Raw genomic sequence first — 20,078 nt, 5'->3', positions numbered from 1 at the left:
TGAGCGGTGAGATGAACACACCATCTGAACGCCCATCTGGCGACAAGAAGAGCGGGCCCAAGGCCCGCTCCGCCTGGGCCGTGACGCGTAGTGTCTGGTTTGCCATGTTCATGCGCGAAGCCATCGGCCGTACCATGACCGACCGCATGGGCTGGTTCTGGATGATTGCCGAGCCTGCAATGTTCTTGCTCCTGATGATCGGCATACGCAGCTTCATCCGGGGTGACAAGCTTATCGTCAATGCTCCCTTCATCCCCTGGATGCTGGTCGGCATGATGGGCTTCTTCCTGATCCGTGAGGGGATGATGCAGGGCCTGGGCGCCATCAATGCCAACAAGGCACTGTTTGCTTACCGGCAAGTACATCCTGTCGATGGAGTCTTCGTTCGCAATGCACTTGACGGCTTGATTAGGACCCTCATCTTCCTGCTGTTTATGTTGGGTGGACTGATGCTGGGTACAGACTTCCGTCCTGACAACGGTTTTCAGGCCATCGGCGGCTGGTTGTCACTTTGGTTGTTCGGGCTTGGACTCGGGCTAGTGACGTCCGTACTGGGCACACTGGTCCCAGAGGTGAGCAAGATCATCCGCATGCTCAACATGCCGCTGCTGATTCTGTCCGGCGTCATCATGCCGCTCAACCAACTGCCGCATTACCTGCTGGAATACCTGATGCTCAACCCCATCGTCCACGGTCTCGAATATATCCGTCACGGCTTCTTTGACGGTTATCAGGTGGTACATGGCACCAGCCTGACCTACTTCTGGGCATGGACATTGTCTTCCCTCGCGCTGGGGCTGTTGATGCATGTGCGATTCAAGGAGCGTCTGAAAAGCCAATGATTGAAATTCAGAACCTCTCAAAGCGCTATTACCACTCGCACTACAGTCAGAGTGATGATCACTGGGTGCTGAAGGATATCAATCTCACCATTCCGACAGGCGTCAGTGTCGGGTTGGTGGGGGCCAATGGCGCAGGGAAATCTACCCTGTTGCGCTTGATTGCCGGCATGGATACCCCCCAGAAGGGGCGAGTGATACGCCACTCCAAGGTGTCTTGGCCGATAGGTCTCGCCGCAGGCCTGCAGAGCAGCATGACAGGGCGCCAGAACGTCAAGTTCGTCGCGCGCATGCATGGCACGGAATACGACATCAACAGCATCATCGAACGTGTGCAGGACTTCGCCGAGATTGGCTCGGCGTTCGATGAGCCGATTCGTACCTACTCCTCTGGTATGCGCTCGCGTCTCAACTTCGGGCTGTCCCTGGCCTTCGATTTCGATGTCTACCTCTCTGATGAGGCGACGGCGGTGGGGGATCGCTCCTTCAAGGCCAAGGCCTCCAAGGCCTTCAAGGACAAGGTCGGCCAGGCCAGTCTCATCATGGTCTCGCATGGGGAAGGCATCTTGAAGGAGCTATGTCAGGCAGGTATCTACCTGAAAGAGGGACAGGCCTACTGGTATGACAATATTCATGACGCCATCAAGGCCTATCACGCGGATAGCGATGGCCCTCAGCTCGACAATATGACGCTACCGGCCTTGCAGAAGCTGCGCAAGGAACGTCGCGCCGTGATGGAGGATGCCAAGCTGGCTCGGGAAGCTGCGGAAACGTTGCCGCCGCGCGAGAAGAAACCTTACGGTGATGCCCTGCGGGCCGCACGGGAAGCACTGCGGGAAGTGCGTGAGGAAATCCAATCTCGCCAGGAAAGGGCTTCGCGCATCACCGAAGATGCACAAGGCGAGTGACTCTCGCCTTGTGCAAGGGCCGCTCAACAACGTTCAACACCCGTCGCTCTCAGCGCACGCATCACACGACTCCCATCGATTTCACATCATTGCCGCCGGTGCACTCGGTGAGCGCCTTCTACGGGAATACGCATGACCTCATTTATCAAACGCTATCCGCAATGGGCCGTCGTTCTGCTGTCCATTGTGCTCGTCGGCTTCTATTGGCTGGTATGGGCGGACGACCGCTACGTCTCCAAGGCGACAGTGGTGTTGGAAAGTCCGCAGGTCAGCGCTGCCAGTGAAGTCAGCTTCGGCTCGCTGCTGTCCGGTAGCCAGACTGACAGTGACCTCTTGCTGCTCCGCGAGTACCTGATGAGCGTGGATATGCTCAAGAAGGTACAGGAAAAGCTCGATTTTCGATCTCACTACAGCCAGCACGGTGACATCTTTGCCCGCCTGGGCGATGCCGATGCACCGATCGAGGAACTCCACGACTACTACCTGAAGCGCATCTCGGTGGAAATGGATGAGTACTCCGGTGTGTTGAATGTCGAGGTACAGGCCTGGACACCGGAATTCGCTCAGAAGTTCGCCCAGCTGCTGCTCGAGGAAGGCGAACGTCACATGAACGAGATGGGGCAGCGACTTGCGGAAGACCAGGTGGAATTCCTCGACAAGCAGGTCTCTCTGCTGGAAGACAACTTCGAGCAATCCCGGCAGGACCTGCTGGATTACCAGAACAGAAACGGGCTGGTCTCTCCGACCCAGACAGTGGAAAGTCTGAACACTGTGGTCTCTTCACTTGAAGCCCAGCTGGCCACCTACAAGGCACGCAAAAGTGCTTTGGGGAGCTACCAGAGCCAGCGTTCCAGCGAGATGGTGCGTGTCGAAAGCGAGATCAACGCCCTCAAGAAGCAGATTGATCTGGAGAAGGAACGCCTGGCACGCCAGTCCGGCAATGCGCTCAACAGTGTCTCCAGCCAGTACGAGACATTGCAGCTACGCGCCGACTTTGCCAAACAGACCTACTCGAATGCCTTGGCAGCGCTGGAAAATACCAGGATTGAAGCAGCACGCAAGCTCAAGCAGGTCAGTGTTCTGCAAAGCCCGATCTTGCCGGAATACCCGGAACAGCCGGAACGTCTTTATAACGTGACCATCTTCGGACTGGTCATGATCTTCCTCGGCTTCATCTTCAGTATGTTAGTCATGATCGTAAAAGATCATCGAGACTGATATTAGTCGTAACGCCATAATTAAAATGCAGGGGTTTGAAATGAAAAACTTCGATAATGGAACTTTCGAAAGTGAACTGGCAGAGCAGGTTGAAAGTGTTGATAATGAAGGAAAATATACTTCAGATGTAGATATTATTGATGTAGCCGGAACTGGAATGATTCAATCATTTATCGATAGTATAGAAGGTGGATCAATTCATGGGTGGGCATATGACCCAACAAGACCTGATAAACGGCTAATGATACAAGCATTCTCTGGTAACGAGCTACTCGGTGAGACGGTAGCTGAAAATTATCGACATGATCTTCTCGTAGCTGGTAAAGGTGACGGAAGGCATGCTTTTGATCTGAAGATTAAGTCACCTAGTACAAAGGGTATAGATAATGAGCAGTTCTCTATAATGCTGATGGAGGCGGATACCGGTAGATCGATCAATGATGTACCACTGCTTCTGAATTACCCTGAATCTATCAGCTTTGAATTTCATGGATTGCAATGGGGGCACTTGCAAGGGGAGCTGAGGGGCGCGGTACTGGATGGTGATCACTTGGGGTTCAGCCTGTTTGATAGTAATGGTCAGGTAATAGGGCAGTCCGGTGCAGTGAAAAAGGATAGTGGTCTATATGCTTTCAATATTCCTGTTCCAAAAATTCTGTGTGATGGTCAGTTACATGCATTGACAATAACATTACTAGGTGAGTGCCACGCGGAAGCGACTTATGTTGATGTATTCCCGAGTATCATCACACCTTGGGAGCACCTGATAACCAGCGCTAAAGAATTGAACTATTCAGCATTGTCGCGTACATCAGGCTATCGCTACGATTCATTTCAACGTCAGATTCAGGCTAATTCAGAAAATCCAGATTTAGTCAAAAATATCATGGTCGCGCATCAGGTCATGATTGAGGGGTATGAAGGCAGAAAAGAATACCCTGTTTTATCGCTTCCCGCAGTGGAATCCCCTGATGCCACAATTGTCATTCCAGTGCATAACAAATTTTCGTTGACATATCATAGCTTGGCCTCGTTGATTCTAGCGCATAACAAGGCTACCTATGAAGTTATCGTTGTTGACGATTGCTCTACTGATAAGACGATTGAGCTATCTGATCTTGTTAAGAATGTTCGTGTGATTACAAATGAGCATAACTTGGGATTCTTACGTAATTGCAACAAGGCGGTCAAGGAAGCTTCTGGGACGTATGTTGTCATGCTCAACAATGACACTGAAGTCACTAGCGGTTGGTTAGATGAGATGATTGACACCTTCAAGCGATTCGAAGGTGTTGGAATGGTTGGTTCTAAACTTATCTATCCGGATGGCAAGCTCCAGGAAGCAGGTGGCATCGTGTGGGGTAACGGGCAGCCATGGAATTTGGGCAACCAAGGTAATTCACAGGCTCCTGAATGGAATTATGCTCGACAGGTGGATTATCTCTCCGGTGCCTCGTTGATGGTACCGCGGAACGTTTGGGAGGAAGTTGGAGGGTTCTCTGACGAGTTTGCACCAGCGTACTATGAGGATACTGATCTCGCCTTCAAGATTCGTGATCATGGCTATAAAACAGTGTACGCACCATATTCGGTAGTTGTACATTTTGAAGGCATGAGCAATGGGCGTGATGAAAGCCAGGGCATCAAGAAGAACCAGGTGGTCAATGCACCCAAATTCCGTGCCAAGTGGGTTGATAGTTACATGGCTAACGGGCAACCTTCATTCGCTAATGTGCCATTCCATAAAGATCGTGGTGTAGCCTACCGTGTGCTGATGATTGACTATGCTGTACCACGGCCTGATCATGATGCTGGCTCGTATGCTGCAATACAAGAAATTCGCATGCTGCAGGCGAATGGCTTCAAAGTCAGTTTCGTATCCGAGAATATGGCACATATGGGGAAGTATACGGATTCCCTGCAAAAGATGGGCGTAGAGTGTTTCTACGCACCATTCCAGTCTTCGGTTAATCAAGTACTTGAATCTCGCGGTAACGAGTTCGATGTTGTCTATATTACTCGCTATGACGTGGCAGAGCGTCACCTCTCGGCGGTTAAGCAATTTACCTCAGCGAAAGTCCTCTTCAATAACGCAGATCTTCACTTCCTGCGTGAATTACGTGCCGCCTTGGCTTCCAAGCAGAAAGACTTATCTGGCCCGCTTGCAACGAGAGATCGTGAATTGGCATTAATGCGTCAAGTTGATGGTATTTTGTCTTACAATCCGACTGAACATGCCGTAATCATAAGTCACAATTTGCAAGCTGATAACTTGCATATTTGTCCATGGGTCTTGGATGGCCGAGGACATAAGACCTCTTATGAAGCACGCTCTGGTATAGCCTTCCTTGGGGGATATCGTCATATTCCTAATGTAGAAGCGGTGGAGTTCTTTGTTGAAAAAGTCATGCCACTATTGCGTAAACGCCTTCCGGGTGTTGCATTCCATATATATGGTAGTTCAATACCTACTTCCTTCGAAAAATATGCCTCTGACGATGTGATTCTTGAAGGTTTCGTTGAAAGCCTTGACGATGTTTTCGAAAGTACTCGTGTGATGGTCGCACCCTTACTATCTGGTGCGGGTATCAAAGGAAAGGTACTGGAAGCTATGTCTGCAGGGATACCACAAGTGTTGACTCCCGTAGCGGCAGAGGCCACGGGTCTATCACATGGTGTCAGTGCCATGATTGTTGAAGATCCACAAGCTTGGGTTGAGGCCATTGCTGAGCTTTATGAAGATGAACAGCGATGGCAAAAAGTGAGTGATAATACTTTAGCTTTGGCTCGTAATAACTTTAGTTTTGAGACTGGCATCCAGGGGATGGCTAAAGCGATCGAGAGTCTTGGTGTGTACCCTCCTAACCGAAAAAGAAGCTTAGTGTCGTGATTTTTAGATATTTTATTTTTTATTGCTATTCTTCTATCGATTAATTACAAGAAATTAATTGTATTTTTCATCATTCTGTATTTAGTTGAAAGCTAAGTAAATCAGGTGGAACCCGATAGCTAGTGGCTTGATATTAGCACAATGCGTTATATAAACATGTGCTAATTCTAGCAGCATTATTAATATCAATATTAATTATAGAAAGGAGGCATAGTGACAACAAACATTACAATGGCTTGAGTTAGTATTTAAAAGCAAATATTGTATGCATTGATTTTTTGTCTAAATGATCTATCCAGAGCGAGGTTGTCAATGAAGTATTTATTTGTTTGTGGGACTCCTAGGTCAGGCACTACTGCAATGTGGCGTCTATTAACTTCAGATAATAGAATTTGTTTAGGAGTAGAGCGTTATGGGAATTTATTCTTCGAGAAACCTTTGACCAAAAATTTATTTGTTAAAGATAGATTTTTAACTTATGAAAAAGGCGATACGTTTTATAATGATCTTTCTTCTTTCAATAATTACTACGACAGAATTGAAAAAAATTTTAATGGATATGAAGTTGTAGGTGATAAAATACCTCTTCTATATAAATACATTGAAAGAACTTTAGCTTCTATTCCAGAAGCTAAAATAGTTATTATGATCAGGAATATTTTCGATATCGCTGCATCTTATGAAGCAAGAGCAGCCAATAAAAATGATGATTCGTGGAGTCGTGATAAAAGAACTGCTTCGGCAATTCAAGACTGGAGAGATATGTTAAAAGTAATAGATGAATTCAGCAATGATACACGCATTAAGCCTGTTATATTTGAAGATTTTTTTAATGATCAAGATAATAATTGTAATCTTGAAAAGCTCTACAAGTTCATTGACCTTCCTGTTAATGAAGATAATATATGCAGCTTTTCAGATATGGTCAAGCAATCTGAGAGTTTGAAGGAATCGAGAGTACGACGTTTAGATGATACTGCAATACAATTAATATGTGAGACGGCTCCTTTTGGCCTTTATAGACAGGTAATTAAAAAGGTTCGCGATGAATATTAAAGATAGATTTGCCTCTTTAGGCTTGAATATCTCTAATCCAGAAAATCTGAAAAAGCTTAAAAAATTTAATTTAGAGCCACCAGTTAAAATTGGAGGGGCAAACCTTGTTAACTCCATATCGGTTGGGGCTTATACCTATATGCACGATGGTTTTATTTTTAATTGTATTATAGGCAGGTATTGTTCGATAGGGCAAAATTTTTGCTGTTTACAACCCAATCATCCAACGACCTGGCTCTCTACACACCCATTTCAATATAACGACCTAAGTAACATATTTGGTAATAATGTGTTAAATAGCATAGGTTTACTACATAAGGCCTGTAATAAAATCAATAGGGAGGGAGTTAAGACTAACACTGTTATAGGTAATGATGTATGGATCGGTAGAAATGTAACTATCGTAAATGGTATAACAGTCGGCGATGGCGCTATTATCGGGGCAGGTACTTTAGTTACTAAAGATGTACCTCCATACGGAATAGTAGTTGGTAACCCAGGGAAACTAATTAAGTATAGGTTTGATGAATATATTATAAAAAGATTATTAGAAATAAAATGGTGGAATTACGATTTACCTTTAATGCACTTAGATAATTATAGTAATCCTAATGATTTTATAGAAGGTTTTGAAGCCTTGAGCAATAAAATATTGTTGGGAAGAAAAGTTGTAACAAAAAATGATATTTATGAGGTGTAATATGATTTCTGCTATTTTGATCATTCATAATGATCACTCCTTGTTAGAATATTCTTTAGAATCTGTAAAAAATTATGTAGACGAGATTGTTGTAGTCGATGGTGCTTATGATTGGGTTGCACCAATATTTGAACATCTTGGTGTCTTACCTTACGAAACTGAAGATAAAAAAGAATTAATAGATATCCTCGATCGATCTGGGATAAGTTATAAATATTACAATGGGACTTGGCTAAATGAAACAGAAAAAAGGAAATTTGGTATTACTCAGGCTAAATATGATAATATAATGAATATTGATAGTGACGAGTTTTTTGATATTGATATAGATTTATTGGACGAGTTTTATAATTCTCCGGAATTAGTTATTGGAAACTGTTCTTTTCCGTTATACTTTACAAAAGATAAAATTGGACAAGCAAAAGGTATTAAATCCCCTCCGAATAAAGCCGTATTTGTTAACAGGAATAATGCTACAGTTGAAGAAATTGTAGATTCAATGTTTTTAATGGTGCCCAATAGTGAAAGAGTAAAAAAACTTCCGAATAGTAAAGTGAGTAATGCCAGAATAGGAGTTATTCATCACTTAAGTAATTTTAGATCTATCAATGGCGGTCACAATCGTGCAAGATTTTATAATATGCTCTCGAGTAGAGTTTCGGGAAATATAAACTTGCTCAGTAATATAAAAATAAACTCTGATCATGAATTAGTTGAAGTGCTGAAGAAACAAGATAAACGCACCATAATTGCACTAAATAATTCTTTCTATTTTCATAGGCTAACAATTGGATATCCTGTAATAAAAGATAACCAAGAAATTGTTGATTCTAATGAGTCAGTATACTCGAATTTTATTGAGAAGATATATAATGAATTTCTTGCAGATATGGAGAATAACCTTATAAAAAATAGCCGTAAGGAATGGATACTATTTTCGGGGAAGAAAATATTTTTAGATGTGACTTATGCAATCACTAACTCTAAGTCTTTAAGATTCTTTGCTAATCAGCATGATTTGAATCAAGACGTTTTAATAGGTTTAAATTTATTTGCACAAGATTCGGATGTGAATAGAAAGTTAGTATCGAGCTATGAATTTACTCAAAGATTAGTGCTAAGCGCCGATAAAGATTATACATCCAACACAGGCGAAGTACAAATTAGATATATTGCAGAAATATCATTTAAGACTCCTGCTGATATCATTAGCTTCAATTACGAGATAACTTAATATGGGACAGTTGATTGTACATATTGGTCCTCCTAAAACAGGAACAACCACAATACAAAATTCCCTGTTTGACTCTGAGAATTCAAGCTTCAACTTGTATAATCATTTTGCCATTTCAAGACAAGTAAATGATCTAAGCTTATTTAGATTTTTTTCTAAAAGATTTACATGCAGCGATGATGAGATATCAGTTGTTGAAGACTTTTTGCTAAAACTCTTCATTAAGCAAAAAGGTATCATATCCTCAGAGTTTTTTAGTTCTTATTCTGTGGATGAGTGGCTAGGCTTTAAAGATTATTTTTATGACAGAGGTTTTTATATAACTATTGTTGTTTATATTAGGCATCCCTATTATATATCTATTTCGTCTATCCAAGAGATGTTAAAAAAGGGTAGGACTTTAGATGATCTAATGTCTCCGACATTACCTGTTTATTACTCTTCAATATTCTCTCGATTAGCTCAAGTGTTTGAAAATGGTGCTATTGTACGCCGTAGATTTCTTGAAGGTAGCTTTGATATATATTATGACTTTATAAGCTGTTTATCCTCAATTATACAAGAAGATATAAACTTTCCTATTGAGTCTAATAAAATTAATAGACTAAATAAGTCTATGTCATTGGATGGTGCTATTTTTTTAAGTCACTACAATTCAATTAATGGTCTAAAGGTGCCGGAAAAACAAATAGTGGATCAGGCAGCAAGTATATCAGGCCCTCCACTTTGCATTTATGATAAATACGGCTTTGCATTTAAAGAAAATGTCAATGACCAAGTTGCTTGGATACTAACTAATTTAAGTCTTAACTTTGAGCCGCTGAGCAATATTCCTACTTACGATTCTAGCTATTATCTAAGTATAATCGAGAGGTATTATTGATGCATATCGTGATCATCGCTGGTGGTACCGGCTCGCGTCTTTGGCCGGTTTCTCGCGAAGCCCAGCCGAAACCTTTTATCCGTATGGAAGACGGCTATTCATTGCTGCAGAAGACCTATTTGCGAGGGGTGGCCGCCATTGATGTAGAAAGTGTCACAACTGTCACTAATCGTGATTTGTTCTTCCGCACTGAAGATGATTACCGGGAGTTATCCCCCAGTCAGCCGATGCACTACATATTGGAGCCGTTTGGGCGCAATACTGCGCCTGCGGTAGCTGCTGCAGCGCTGGAGCTTCAGCAACGCTATGGCGATGAGGCACTGATGATGGTGCTGCCAGCCGACCATTTGATTCAGAATGAAGTGGCTTTTGCCCAAGCCACGGCTAGTGCTGCCATAGCTGCTGCCGAAGGGCAGCTTGTGACCTACGGTATCCGGCCTACCCATGCTGAAACTGGTTTCGGTTATATCGAAGTCGGCGATGGTAGCCATGTCACTGACGGTCAGGCGATGAGCGTAGAGCGCTTTGTTGAGAAACCAGATCGTGATGCTGCCGAGCAGTATCTGGCTGGTGGGCGCCATCTTTGGAATGCAGGTATGTTCTGTTTCCGTGTCGGTACCTTGCTGGAAGAGTTGGCAACTCATGCATCGGAGCTACTCAGCAGCGTAAAAAGGTCATTAGATTCGGCCGAGCCGAGTGAAATTGACGGCTGCAGTGTCACTCGGTTATGTGCCAAGACTTTCGGGCCTGTGGTGGATGACTCCATCGATTATGCATTGATGGAGAAATCAGCACGAGTCGCAGTGGTGCCCTGCGAGTTGGGCTGGAGTGATATCGGCTCTTGGCTAGCGATGGCGGAGCTCACGGTGCCTGACCCGTCAGGTAACCGTGTGACCGGCGAAGCAGAACTGGAAAACACCTATAACTGTTATATTCGTAGTGACAAGCGAATGATAGCCACAGTCGGTGTTCAGGACCTGGTGATCGTGGATACTCCTGATGCGTTGCTGGTCGCTCACAAGGACCAGAGCCAGGATGTGAAGAAGATCGTCCAACGGCTCAAGGTACGGGGAGGAGAACTGCATCAACATCATGTAACGGTGCATCGTCCCTGGGGGACCTATACCGTGCTAGAGGAGGGTGAGCGCTTCAAGATGAAGCGTATTGTCGTCAAGCCGGGCGCCTCTCTCTCCTTGCAAATGCATCATCATCGCAGTGAACACTGGATTGTCGTGAGCGGCACCGCCAAGGTGGTAAATGGAGAGAATGACATCCTGCTACGTATCAATGAATCGACCTATATCCCCGCAGGCAATCGACACCGACTCGAAAATCCAGGGATCATTCCATTGGTGATGATCGAAGTGCAGAGTGGTGAGTACCTTGGTGAAGACGATATCATCCGATTCGAGGACAGTTACGGACGTTGTTGAGTCAATGTTGAAAAGTCCTGAGTCTGAAGCAAAGCCCATGACAGCCATGTTAGTCTTTGATTGACAAGATGTATGCCCATTTCATTAGTATCAGGCAAACTTGGATTAAATTTCATTCTTCGCATGCAAGGCTGCCTCCCATGATATTGGGAGGCGGTAGCGTGCCTTTATTTAAATCCCTGGCAAAAATCTTCTATGAGTAAAACATTTCTTGTGACCGGTGGTGCCGGCTTCATCGGCTCTGCGGTCGTCCGTGAGCTGATCCGATCTACCCAACATACTGTCATCAACCTCGATGCGCTGACCTACGCCGGTAACCTCGAATCCGTGGCGGAAGTCGCGGATTCCGAGCGCTATCACTTCGTGCAGGCCGATATCTGCGACGGCGAGAAGATAAAGGCTGTCTTCGCGGAATTCCAGCCGGATATCGTGATGCACCTGGCGGCCGAGAGCCACGTGGATCGCTCCATCGATGGCCCGGCGGATTTCATCGAGACGAACATCGTTGGTACCTATCAGCTGTTGGAAGCTGCACGTCAGTATTGGAAGGGCTTGAAGGAGACAGATGCCGAGAGGGCTGCCGGTTTCCGTTTCCACCACATCTCCACTGATGAAGTGTATGGCGATCTGGAAGGGCCGGAAGATCTCTTCACCGAGACGACACCGTATGCGCCGAGTTCACCGTACTCTGCCAGTAAGGCGAGTTCGGATCACCTCGTGCGTGCTTGGCAGCGTACCTATGGCCTGCCGACCTTGGTCACCAATTGCTCCAACAATTATGGCCCGTACCACTTCCCCGAGAAGCTCATCCCGCTGATGATCCTGAATGCTCTGGCGGGCAAGGCGCTGCCGGTGTATGGCGATGGTAAGCAGGTACGTGACTGGCTGTACGTGGAAGACCATGCCCGTGCGCTGATCAAGGTTGCCACCGAAGGGAAGATCGCCGAGACGTACAACATTGGCGGCCATAACGAGAAGCAGAACATCGAAGTCGTCAAGACACTCTGTGCACTGTTGGAAGAGCTGGTCCCCGAGAAGCCCGCGGACATTGCCAAGTACGAAGACCTGATCAGCTACGTGACGGATCGCCCTGGCCACGATGTGCGCTATGCCATCGATGCCGCCAAGATCGAACGCGAGCTGGGCTGGGTGCCGCAGGAAACCTTTGAGACAGGCCTGCGCAAGACGGTCGAGTGGTATCTGGCCAATGAGAGCTGGTGGCAGCGCGTGCAGGATGGCAGCTACCGTGGTGAACGTCTGGGTACCGGGAGCTGATGATGACGACTTCCCAACGCTTTGGACGCATTCTGATTCTGGGTGGCAATGGCCAGGTCGGGTTTGAGTTGCAACGCAGCTTCGCTCCCTTCGGTGAGGTGCATGCGCCGCGCCGCAGCGACGTTGATGCCAGTGATCTTGACGCTGTCGCCGTACTGATTGACACCTACCAGCCCCAGCTGATCCTCAATGCAGCGGCCTGGACGGCCGTCGACAAGGCAGAAGAGGAGCGCGAGGGTGCCATGCGTCTCAATGCCGAGCTGCCGGCATTGCTGGCAGAAAAGGCTAGCGCACTGGGCGCTACACTGGTGCACTACTCCTCGGACTATGTCTATCCCGGAGATGGTGACCAGGCCTGGCGTGAAGACAGCCCGACGGCGCCGCTGTCTGTCTATGGCGAGAGCAAGCTGGCTGGTGATGAGGCGGTGCTGGCCAGTGATTGTCGTCATCTAGTGCTCCGCACTAGTTGGGTGTATGCCGCCCGTGGCAACAACTTCATGAAGACGATGCTCAAGCTGGGGCGTGATCGCGACGTGCTGAACATCGTCAATGATCAGATCGGTGCGCCGACTCCTGCGCGCCTGATTGCCCAGCTTACCTGTGAAGCACTGCGCCAACGGATCGACTCTGGGCTTTATCACCTGGCGCCGCAGGGCACCACCAGCTGGCATGGTTTCGCCCAGTCCATTTTCCGTCTGGCTATCGCGCAGGGCGAAACGCTGGCGATCGATCCACAGACGCTGGGTGGCATCCCGACAGCGGAATACCCGACACCGGCGACACGCCCACTAAATTCCCGTCTTGCGCTGGGGAAACTCGAGTCGGCACTTGGTCTCGAGCTGCCTGACTGGCAGTCTCAGCTGGCGCTGACGCTCAAGGAACATCTGGATCGCTGAGCCAGCGGTCTCTGTCACATGGGCAGGTCATCTTCAGTTTGTGGCATCCCGCAGCACCTGATCTTCTTCGAATGAAACGCTACACGTCGATACGACAAGGACTTTTGATATGGCGCGCAAGGGCATCATCCTCGCCGGTGGTTCCGGTACACGACTGCATCCGATCACTCGCGGTGTTTCCAAGCAGCTGCTGCCGATCTATGACAAGCCGATGATCTTCTATCCGGTCTCTGTTCTGATGCTGGCCGGCATCCGCGAAATCCTGATCATCTCAACTCCGGAAGATCTGCCGCAATATGAAAAGCTGCTGGGCAACGGCGAGCAGTATGGCGTGCGTTTCGAGTATGCCGTGCAGCCGAGTCCGGATGGCCTGGCCCAGGCCTTCATCATCGGTGAGGAGTTCATCGGTGATGACCCGGTCTGCCTGGTGCTGGGTGACAACATCTTCCACGGTCAGCACTTCTCTGATCAGCTGAAGCGTGCCGCGAATCAGCCGAGCGGCGCGACCGTCTTCGGTTACCTCGTGCAGGACCCGGAGCGCTTCGGCGTGGTGGAGTTCGATGAAGACGGCAAGGCCATCTCCATCGAGGAGAAGCCACTGAAGCCCAAGTCGCCCTATGCGGTGACAGGCCTCTACTTCTATGACAACGATGTGGTCGAGATCGCGAAGTCCGTCGAGCCTTCCGAGCGTGGTGAGCTGGAAATTACCAGCGTCAACAATGCCTATCTGGAACGCGGTGACCTGCGTGTCGAGCGACTGGGTCGTGGTTTCGCCTGGCTGGATACCGGCACCCACGACAGCCTGCTGGAAGCTGGCCAGTACGTGCAAACCATCGAGCACCGCCAGGGCTTGAAGGTGGCATGTCTCGAGGAAATCGCCTGGACCAACGGCTGGATCAGCGACGAGCAGCTCGAAGAGCAAGGCACCGCACTCAAGAAGACCGGTTACGGCCAGTATTTGTTGAAGCGTCTGGACGACAAGCGCCGCGGCAACTACTGAGCTCGACACCTGAGTTCGACATCTGAGCTCGAAACTCGAGAGCGGGCGCTGTTGCTGGGTACGCATGCATTGAAGCTAATGCTAACGTACTGGTTTTCCCGCAGTCATCGCGAACATGGCGAGGACTGCGGGAATTTTCATGATGGCCCGCCACGCCTGTGCGTTATCAAGGTTGAGTCTTGCCGTGCCCCGAGTCGGCAGGGCATCGAGTCTTGTGATCGTTGAAGTGATATCTGTCCCCTACAAGGAGCAATTCCCGCATGAATTTCGAAAAACTCGCCATCCCGGATGTCGTGCTGCTGACCCCGCAAAAATTCGGAGACGAGCGCGGCTTCTTCATGGAGACCTTTCGCCAGAGCGAATTCGTCGAGCACTGCGGTGATTACACCTTCGTGCAGGACAACCACAGCAAATCCCGTCAGGGCATCCTGCGTGGCTTGCACTACCAGCTGAATCAGCCGCAGGGCAAGCTGGTACGTGTCACTCAGGGCGAAGTATTTGATGTAGCCGTCGACATGCGCAAGAGCAGCCCGACGTTCGGTCAGTGGGTTGGCGCCTTTCTGAGTGAAGACAATCAGCAGATGCTGTGGGTACCGCCGGGATTCGCTCATGGCTTCTATGTCATCAGCGAATCAGCGGAATTCCAGTACAAGTGCACGGATTATTATGCGCCGGGTGATGAATACTCCCTGAAATGGAATGACCCCAGTGTGGGTGTCGAGTGGCCGCTGGTGAATGGCGAAGCGCCGCTGCTCTCGGGCAAGGATGAAGCCGGTGAATCTTTCGAGTCGGTCGCTGTCTTTGAATGACCTGAATGGCATCATGCCAGTCAGGAAAATCTTCAGCTCGCAGGCTAATGGATTGGTGAAATGATGAAGAATACTCGTCAGGCACTCAGGGAATTCGGTGCCAGTTTCATGGGACCGGCCTTCCTGGTGTATGCAAAGGCAGTGGAAGCGCAAGGTGCGGGACGAGTACCGGTATGTCTGGCCCGTGAGGGCTGGTGCTTCGAGCGTCTTTTGACCCAACTTCAGGCACGCAACCTGGTGACCTTCGAGCACTCGCCGCGGTATCTCAAGGTCTCTCGTACACTGCTGTTCAGGGCCAATCTCGGTGAGAAATTCCTGTGGCCGCTGGCGCTGGGCAATGACTTCGAAGGCGGCATGCTGGACCTGATGCGCAAGCGCTTCGGGCTTCAGGTGCATGAGGCGCTCAGTGTTCTGCCAGCGGAATTGCTGCAGATGCATGTCAAGCTACCCGAACAGCAGGATCAGGTCGTCAAGTGGCTGACGCCTCATCTTGAGCAATTGAAAGTTCTGGTGGCACCGACAAGGCAGGGCGTGATGGCCTACCTGAAGACATTGGGCCTGACGGACGGGCCTGCGCCGCTCATGCTGGACCTGGGCTATTCGGGCACGATCCAGAAGTTGCTGACCCGCATGATGCAGCGCGAGACCTTCGGGCTCTACTATGTGGCAACCAAGCCAGGCAAGTCCTTGCAGGGCGGGGCGACAGCCAATCTCGCCGGTGTCTTCCGTGAGGGAGTCAGCTGGGGCGACGGTTATCAGATGCTGGATCGCTCGTTGCTGTTCGAATCGCTGATGACGGCGCCGCATGGACAGGTGGTGGATGTGCGTCAGGACAGCGATGGTGGCTTCGAATTCTGCTATGGCCGCCAGGCGGCGACGCAGCGTCACTTCCAGGACATGCTGGAAGTCTTCGATGGCGCCATCGAGCAGGTGGCGGGGTGGTTGGCGGCGGGGGTCAGCTTCACGCCGGAAGAGGTGGAGCAGATGTATGAAAACTTCGCGACGCGACAGGGGGCCATTCCGCAATGCGCGTGGCATCTGTTCTTCGTCGACGATGATTTTTCGGGCAATGGCATCTTGAACCCGTTGGCCCTTTTCAACATCTGATCGAGAGCTGTCATGAAACCGTTCAATGTCTTTACCAAACGAAACTCCGCATCTCTTACCAAGGCGCAGCGGCGGGAATTCGAGCAAGCCGAAACCCTGGGGCTGTTCGATGCCAGCTGGTATCAGCAGCGCTACGGTCAGAAATTCTCCTCACCGGCACATGCCTTCAAGGATTATCTCCACAAGTCACGCTTCGCGCCGATTCACCCTTCACCGGCATTCGATGGTGAAAGCTACCATCGTATGTACATGGACGTGTTTTACGACCAGCAGAGCCCGCTGTTCCATTATCTGAAAAATGGCAAGCAGGAAGGGCGCCAGCATGTGCCCCTGACCCCGCGCTGGGTTCCTCAAGCGCGTATGCCACTGGATACCACGCTCACCGAGGCAGCCAGCCAATTGAAGATGGCGGTCTGTCTGCATGTCTTCTACGAGGATTTTCTGGAGCGTTTCGCCCATGCGCTGGATGACATGCCAATCCAGGTGGATGTCCTGCTGACGCTTGCCAAGGGGGTGAATGAATCCCTGGCACGCAAGACGTTCGAGAAGCATGGCTGCGTCAGACATGTCGAGATTCGTCACGTGCCAAATCGTGGGCGCAACTTCGGTCCGCTGCTGGTCGAGTATGGCGATGTGCTTGCGCAGTATGACCTGTTCTGCCACCTGCACTCCAAGAAGTCACTGTATTCAGGACGGGAACAGACCCAATGGGCCGATTACCTCACTGAATTTCTGCTGAGTGACAAGTCCGTCGTCAAGCGCGCGCTCAATGCCTTCGCTGCTGACGAGACGCTCGGTATCTATTACCCGACGACATTCTGGATGATGCCCAGCTGGGTGAATCACCAGACCATGAACAAGGGCTTCATGCGCGAGTGGCAGCAGGCGCTGGAGATCGATCATGTCAGCGACTTCCTGAGCTATCCCGCAGGCGGCATGTTCTGGGCGCGCCCACAGGCGCTTGAGGGCATCATCGGCAAGGGCTGGAAATACGAAGACTTCCCCGATGAACCCCTGCCCAACGATGGCTCCAAGCTGCATGCGCTTGAACGTATTCTCGGCGCTCAGGCGGAAAACCTGGGCTACCGTCAGTTCTTCTATTATCCGTCCGGTGGCGATTTTACGGTTGACCAGAGCTACATCACCGCGAGCTACCACGGTTCCATCGAACAGCACATGCCTGCCATCCAGGCGCATCAGATCATCAGCTTCGATGTCTTCGATACGCTGGTTCGTCGCGAATTCACCGTACCGGATTATGCCAAGCTGAAGTTGGGCAAGTGGCTGGTGGAGCAGGGCATCGCCTCCTCAGCTCATGATTTCGTGAAGACGCGCAACGAGGCTGAATTCACGCTTCGCAAGCGTGCCAGCTTCCAGGGCGATATCCGCATCGACGCCATCTATGACGAATTGGCGGATGTGTACAAGGTCAGCAAGGATGTCGCGCAGGGATGGATGAAGCGTGAGTTCGAATTGGATCTCGCGATGATCCAGCCCAAGGACGAGATGGTGGAGCTGTTCAATCATCTCGGCTCTGCAGGACATGTACTGTGGGTCATCTCCGACACCTACTACACGCGTGACCAGGTCGGTCTGATGTTACGCAAGGCAGGTATTGCCGCAGCCTATCGCCTGATGGTCTCCAGTGAGGAAGGCAAGCGCAAGGATAGCGGCATCATGTGGGCGATGGTCAAGGAAGACCTCGCGCGCGAGGAAGGCCGTCGACATCTGCATATCGGTGACAATGTCGTGGCCGATGCACAGCGCCCAGGCGACATGGGCCTGGCGACCTTCCATATTCTTCATCCAATGGACAAGTGGCGCGCCCTCGGAATGCCGGACGTCCTGAGGGGCGATGAGGCACTTGATGAAGTCCAGATTCTGAAATGGGGCGCTCTGGTAAGCCAGATCGGCCGCAACCCGTTTATTGGTGAATGATGAAAAAAGACACACTGTACCTTCATGTCGGCTGGTCCAAGACGGGGACTTCTGCGGTTCAATCGCAGATTCAGGCGCAGCACGAGGATTTCCTGGCCAAGGGGATTCTCTACCCGCAATCGCTGCAATGGCCTGACCATTCCCACCATCCGTTCGCCTTATCATTCAAAGGCAGTGGCGCCTATCAGAGTGACATGTCACCCGCCGATGCCCTCGAGAAGCTCCGAGTCGAGATGCAGGCCAGCCCGGCCCCCAGCGTGCTGCTGTCTTCCGAGCTGTCGCCGATGTATTTCAACAATCCGCGCTTCAAGGAATTCGTCGCTGAGTACTTCGAGACGGTCAAGGTCATCTTCACGGTGCGCCCGCAGTCCGAGTTGCTGCTGTCGCTGTTCAATCAGCTGGTGAAAGACCCCAATATCCGCTACGAGGCGTCTCTGTTCACCCTCGCCATGCGCAATGTGAGCTGGCTGAACTATCTGAATCATGTTCGTCAGTGGGAAAGGCACGTCGGCGGAGAGAACCTGTCCGTCATTCCCTATAGTCGCAAGGTAGTACAGGACTTCCTGGCATCTTTCGGCATCGCGTATCGTGCAGGTGCCAACCAGGCCGATGAGACTGCCATCATCAACCCCTCGCTCCCGACACGTTGTCTGCCGCTGGTGCAGCGATTCGGCCGTGGCCAGATGGGCAATGCGGAATTCGCGCGCCGCCGGGACAAGATCATCTCCCTGTCGAAGGCACTGGATGCCGAGCAGGATAAGCATGTGCTGTTCACGGTCGCGGAGCAGCAGGCCTTTGATGCCCACTTCAAGCAAGGTAACCAGAAGCTGATCGAGTGGTTCGGTCTACCGGCCGAGAGCCTCAACAAGTCTGGCTATCAGCCGATCAAGGTGTTGCCAGTAGACCAACTCTCGATGGAGGACCTAGGATAATTTTATATTACAAAAACTCTTTTAGTCGCACTAGGAAAGATTAAATATAGATTATATTGCTACAAAGAAATAACTGTAAAATATGATTTGGGTAAGCGTAATTAAGCGCACAAGCTTTTATAATTGTTCAGTGCTCTTGTGCCTATCTTTGATTAAAGCTATATTACTCATTAAATAACTAATTTTAAAAATTATATAGGTGCTGTTTATGATTTTTCAAATAGGTTTCAACAAAGCTGGTACAGGGTCTTTATACTGGTTCTTCAAAGAGAATGGCTTTAATGCAGCGCACTGGGAACATGGTGAAGTATCAAAGAGAATCTTTGACAATCATAATCTTGGTCAACCATTGTTAAGTGGGTTGGAACATTACGATGTATTCACAGATATGGAGCATTACGAAGGTAATGGTGTATTTCGGTATGTAGCTATGGAGTTGATAGAACAACTGATAGAGCAATATCCCAAAGCATTGTTTATATTTAATACTCGAAATAAAAACGCATGGCTTAGAAGTAGAATTAATCATGACGAAGGCTCATACTTAAAACGGGTCTCAGATGAAGGCGGTCATGATATAGATGCTGTTATAAGCAGGTGGGGCATGGATTATGAAAAACATACTTCTAATGTATTAAAGCTGTTTATTGGTAATCCTCGATTCCTGTATTTTAATATTGATACGATGAATAATGACACCTTAATTAGCTTTCTAAATAATAACGGCATCGAAGCTGATGCAAGTAAATGGAAGCATAGACATAAAACTAAAAATAAAAAAGTTATAAAAAATCCGGAAAAAAATGCAGATATTTTACGAGACTTGGCAATTTACTTTGAAGATAAGAGGCCTGCGGTCGCATTGGAGCTTATTATAGAAGCAAAAAAGATACGGCCTGGAGGTAAAACTATCAACGATAAATATTCGGAAATCAAACGTAAAGTCGAGAAATAGAATTC

17 protein-coding genes are annotated in these 20,078 nt (G+C 49.0%); all 17 read left to right on the top strand.

The window, feature by feature from the left end; all coding sequences use genetic code 11:
* Window positions 1–11 precede the first annotated feature (11 nt).
* A complete protein-coding gene (locus LCW13_RS10705; RefSeq protein WP_225346852.1) occupies window positions 12–842 on the top strand; it encodes an ABC transporter permease in 831 nt (276 codons plus the stop codon).
* Window positions 839–1,747, top strand: a complete 909-nt coding sequence (locus LCW13_RS10700) for an ABC transporter ATP-binding protein (RefSeq protein WP_225346851.1) — start codon at window positions 839–841, stop codon at window positions 1,745–1,747. Before LCW13_RS10705 ends, LCW13_RS10700 begins: the two co-directional genes overlap by 4 nt.
* Before the next feature lie 132 nt (window positions 1,748–1,879).
* On the top strand, window positions 1,880–2,965 hold the full coding sequence (locus LCW13_RS10695; protein WP_225346850.1) for a chain-length determining protein: 1,086 nt from the start codon (window positions 1,880–1,882) through the stop codon (window positions 2,963–2,965).
* A 40-nt stretch (window positions 2,966–3,005) separates the two neighbouring features.
* Window positions 3,006–5,855: a glycosyltransferase gene (locus LCW13_RS10690; protein ID WP_225346849.1), complete on the top strand. Its 2,850-nt coding sequence runs from the start codon at window positions 3,006–3,008 to the stop codon at window positions 5,853–5,855.
* 312 nt (window positions 5,856–6,167) lie between these two features.
* Window positions 6,168–6,911, top strand: a complete 744-nt coding sequence (locus tag LCW13_RS10685; RefSeq protein WP_225346848.1) for a sulfotransferase family protein — start codon at window positions 6,168–6,170, stop codon at window positions 6,909–6,911.
* The gene (locus tag LCW13_RS10680; RefSeq protein ID WP_225346847.1) at window positions 6,901–7,611 is read left to right on the top strand and encodes a CatB-related O-acetyltransferase; all 711 of its coding nucleotides are present in this window, start codon (window positions 6,901–6,903) and stop codon (window positions 7,609–7,611) included. The genes LCW13_RS10685 and LCW13_RS10680 overlap by 11 nt, the downstream gene beginning before the upstream one ends.
* A 1-nt stretch (window position 7,612) precedes the next feature.
* Window positions 7,613–8,845, top strand: coding sequence for a glycosyltransferase family protein (locus LCW13_RS10675; protein ID WP_225346846.1), 1,233 nt, complete (start codon window positions 7,613–7,615; stop codon window positions 8,843–8,845).
* Window position 8,846: 1 nt separating this feature from the next.
* Window positions 8,847–9,728: a hypothetical protein gene (locus tag LCW13_RS10670; protein ID WP_225346845.1), complete on the top strand. Its 882-nt coding sequence runs from the start codon at window positions 8,847–8,849 to the stop codon at window positions 9,726–9,728.
* Entirely contained in the window at window positions 9,728–11,161 is a 1,434-nt protein-coding gene (locus LCW13_RS10665; RefSeq protein ID WP_225346844.1) for a mannose-1-phosphate guanylyltransferase/mannose-6-phosphate isomerase, read from the top strand. The genes LCW13_RS10670 and LCW13_RS10665 overlap by 1 nt, the downstream gene beginning before the upstream one ends.
* A gap of 195 nt (window positions 11,162–11,356) precedes the next feature.
* Window positions 11,357–12,436, top strand: a complete 1,080-nt coding sequence (gene rfbB, locus LCW13_RS10660; protein ID WP_225346843.1) for a dTDP-glucose 4,6-dehydratase — start codon at window positions 11,357–11,359, stop codon at window positions 12,434–12,436.
* A 2-nt stretch (window positions 12,437–12,438) separates the two neighbouring features.
* Window positions 12,439–13,332 carry a dTDP-4-dehydrorhamnose reductase gene (gene rfbD, locus LCW13_RS10655; protein ID WP_225346842.1) on the top strand — a complete coding sequence of 298 codons (894 nt, stop codon included), beginning with the start codon at window positions 12,439–12,441 and terminating at the stop codon, window positions 13,330–13,332.
* Window positions 13,333–13,441: 109 nt separating this feature from the next.
* Window positions 13,442–14,332, top strand: a complete 891-nt coding sequence (rfbA, locus tag LCW13_RS10650) for a glucose-1-phosphate thymidylyltransferase RfbA (protein ID WP_225346841.1) — start codon at window positions 13,442–13,444, stop codon at window positions 14,330–14,332.
* A 260-nt stretch (window positions 14,333–14,592) separates the two neighbouring features.
* Window positions 14,593–15,141: a dTDP-4-dehydrorhamnose 3,5-epimerase gene (gene rfbC, locus LCW13_RS10645; RefSeq protein WP_225346840.1), complete on the top strand. Its 549-nt coding sequence runs from the start codon at window positions 14,593–14,595 to the stop codon at window positions 15,139–15,141.
* Between the two features lie 60 nt (window positions 15,142–15,201).
* Window positions 15,202–16,248 (top strand): hypothetical protein, encoded by a 1,047-nt coding sequence (locus tag LCW13_RS10640; RefSeq protein WP_225346839.1) that lies wholly within the window; start codon window positions 15,202–15,204, stop codon window positions 16,246–16,248.
* Window positions 16,249–16,260: 12 nt separating this feature from the next.
* On the top strand, window positions 16,261–18,186 hold the full coding sequence (locus tag LCW13_RS10635; protein WP_225346838.1) for a rhamnan synthesis F family protein: 1,926 nt from the start codon (window positions 16,261–16,263) through the stop codon (window positions 18,184–18,186).
* Window positions 18,187–18,380: 194 nt separating this feature from the next.
* Entirely contained in the window at window positions 18,381–19,118 is a 738-nt protein-coding gene (locus LCW13_RS10630; RefSeq protein WP_225346837.1) for a hypothetical protein, read from the top strand.
* A 208-nt stretch (window positions 19,119–19,326) separates the two neighbouring features.
* Window positions 19,327–20,073: a sulfotransferase gene (locus tag LCW13_RS10625; protein ID WP_225346836.1), complete on the top strand. Its 747-nt coding sequence runs from the start codon at window positions 19,327–19,329 to the stop codon at window positions 20,071–20,073.
* Window positions 20,074–20,078: the final 5 nt, after the last annotated feature.

The organism is Cobetia amphilecti (assembly GCF_020217465.1).
Classification (GTDB): domain Bacteria; phylum Pseudomonadota; class Gammaproteobacteria; order Pseudomonadales; family Halomonadaceae; genus Cobetia; species Cobetia amphilecti.
Note: the sequence above shows the minus strand (reverse complement) of the source record. Positions and strands in the feature narration are given on the sequence as shown.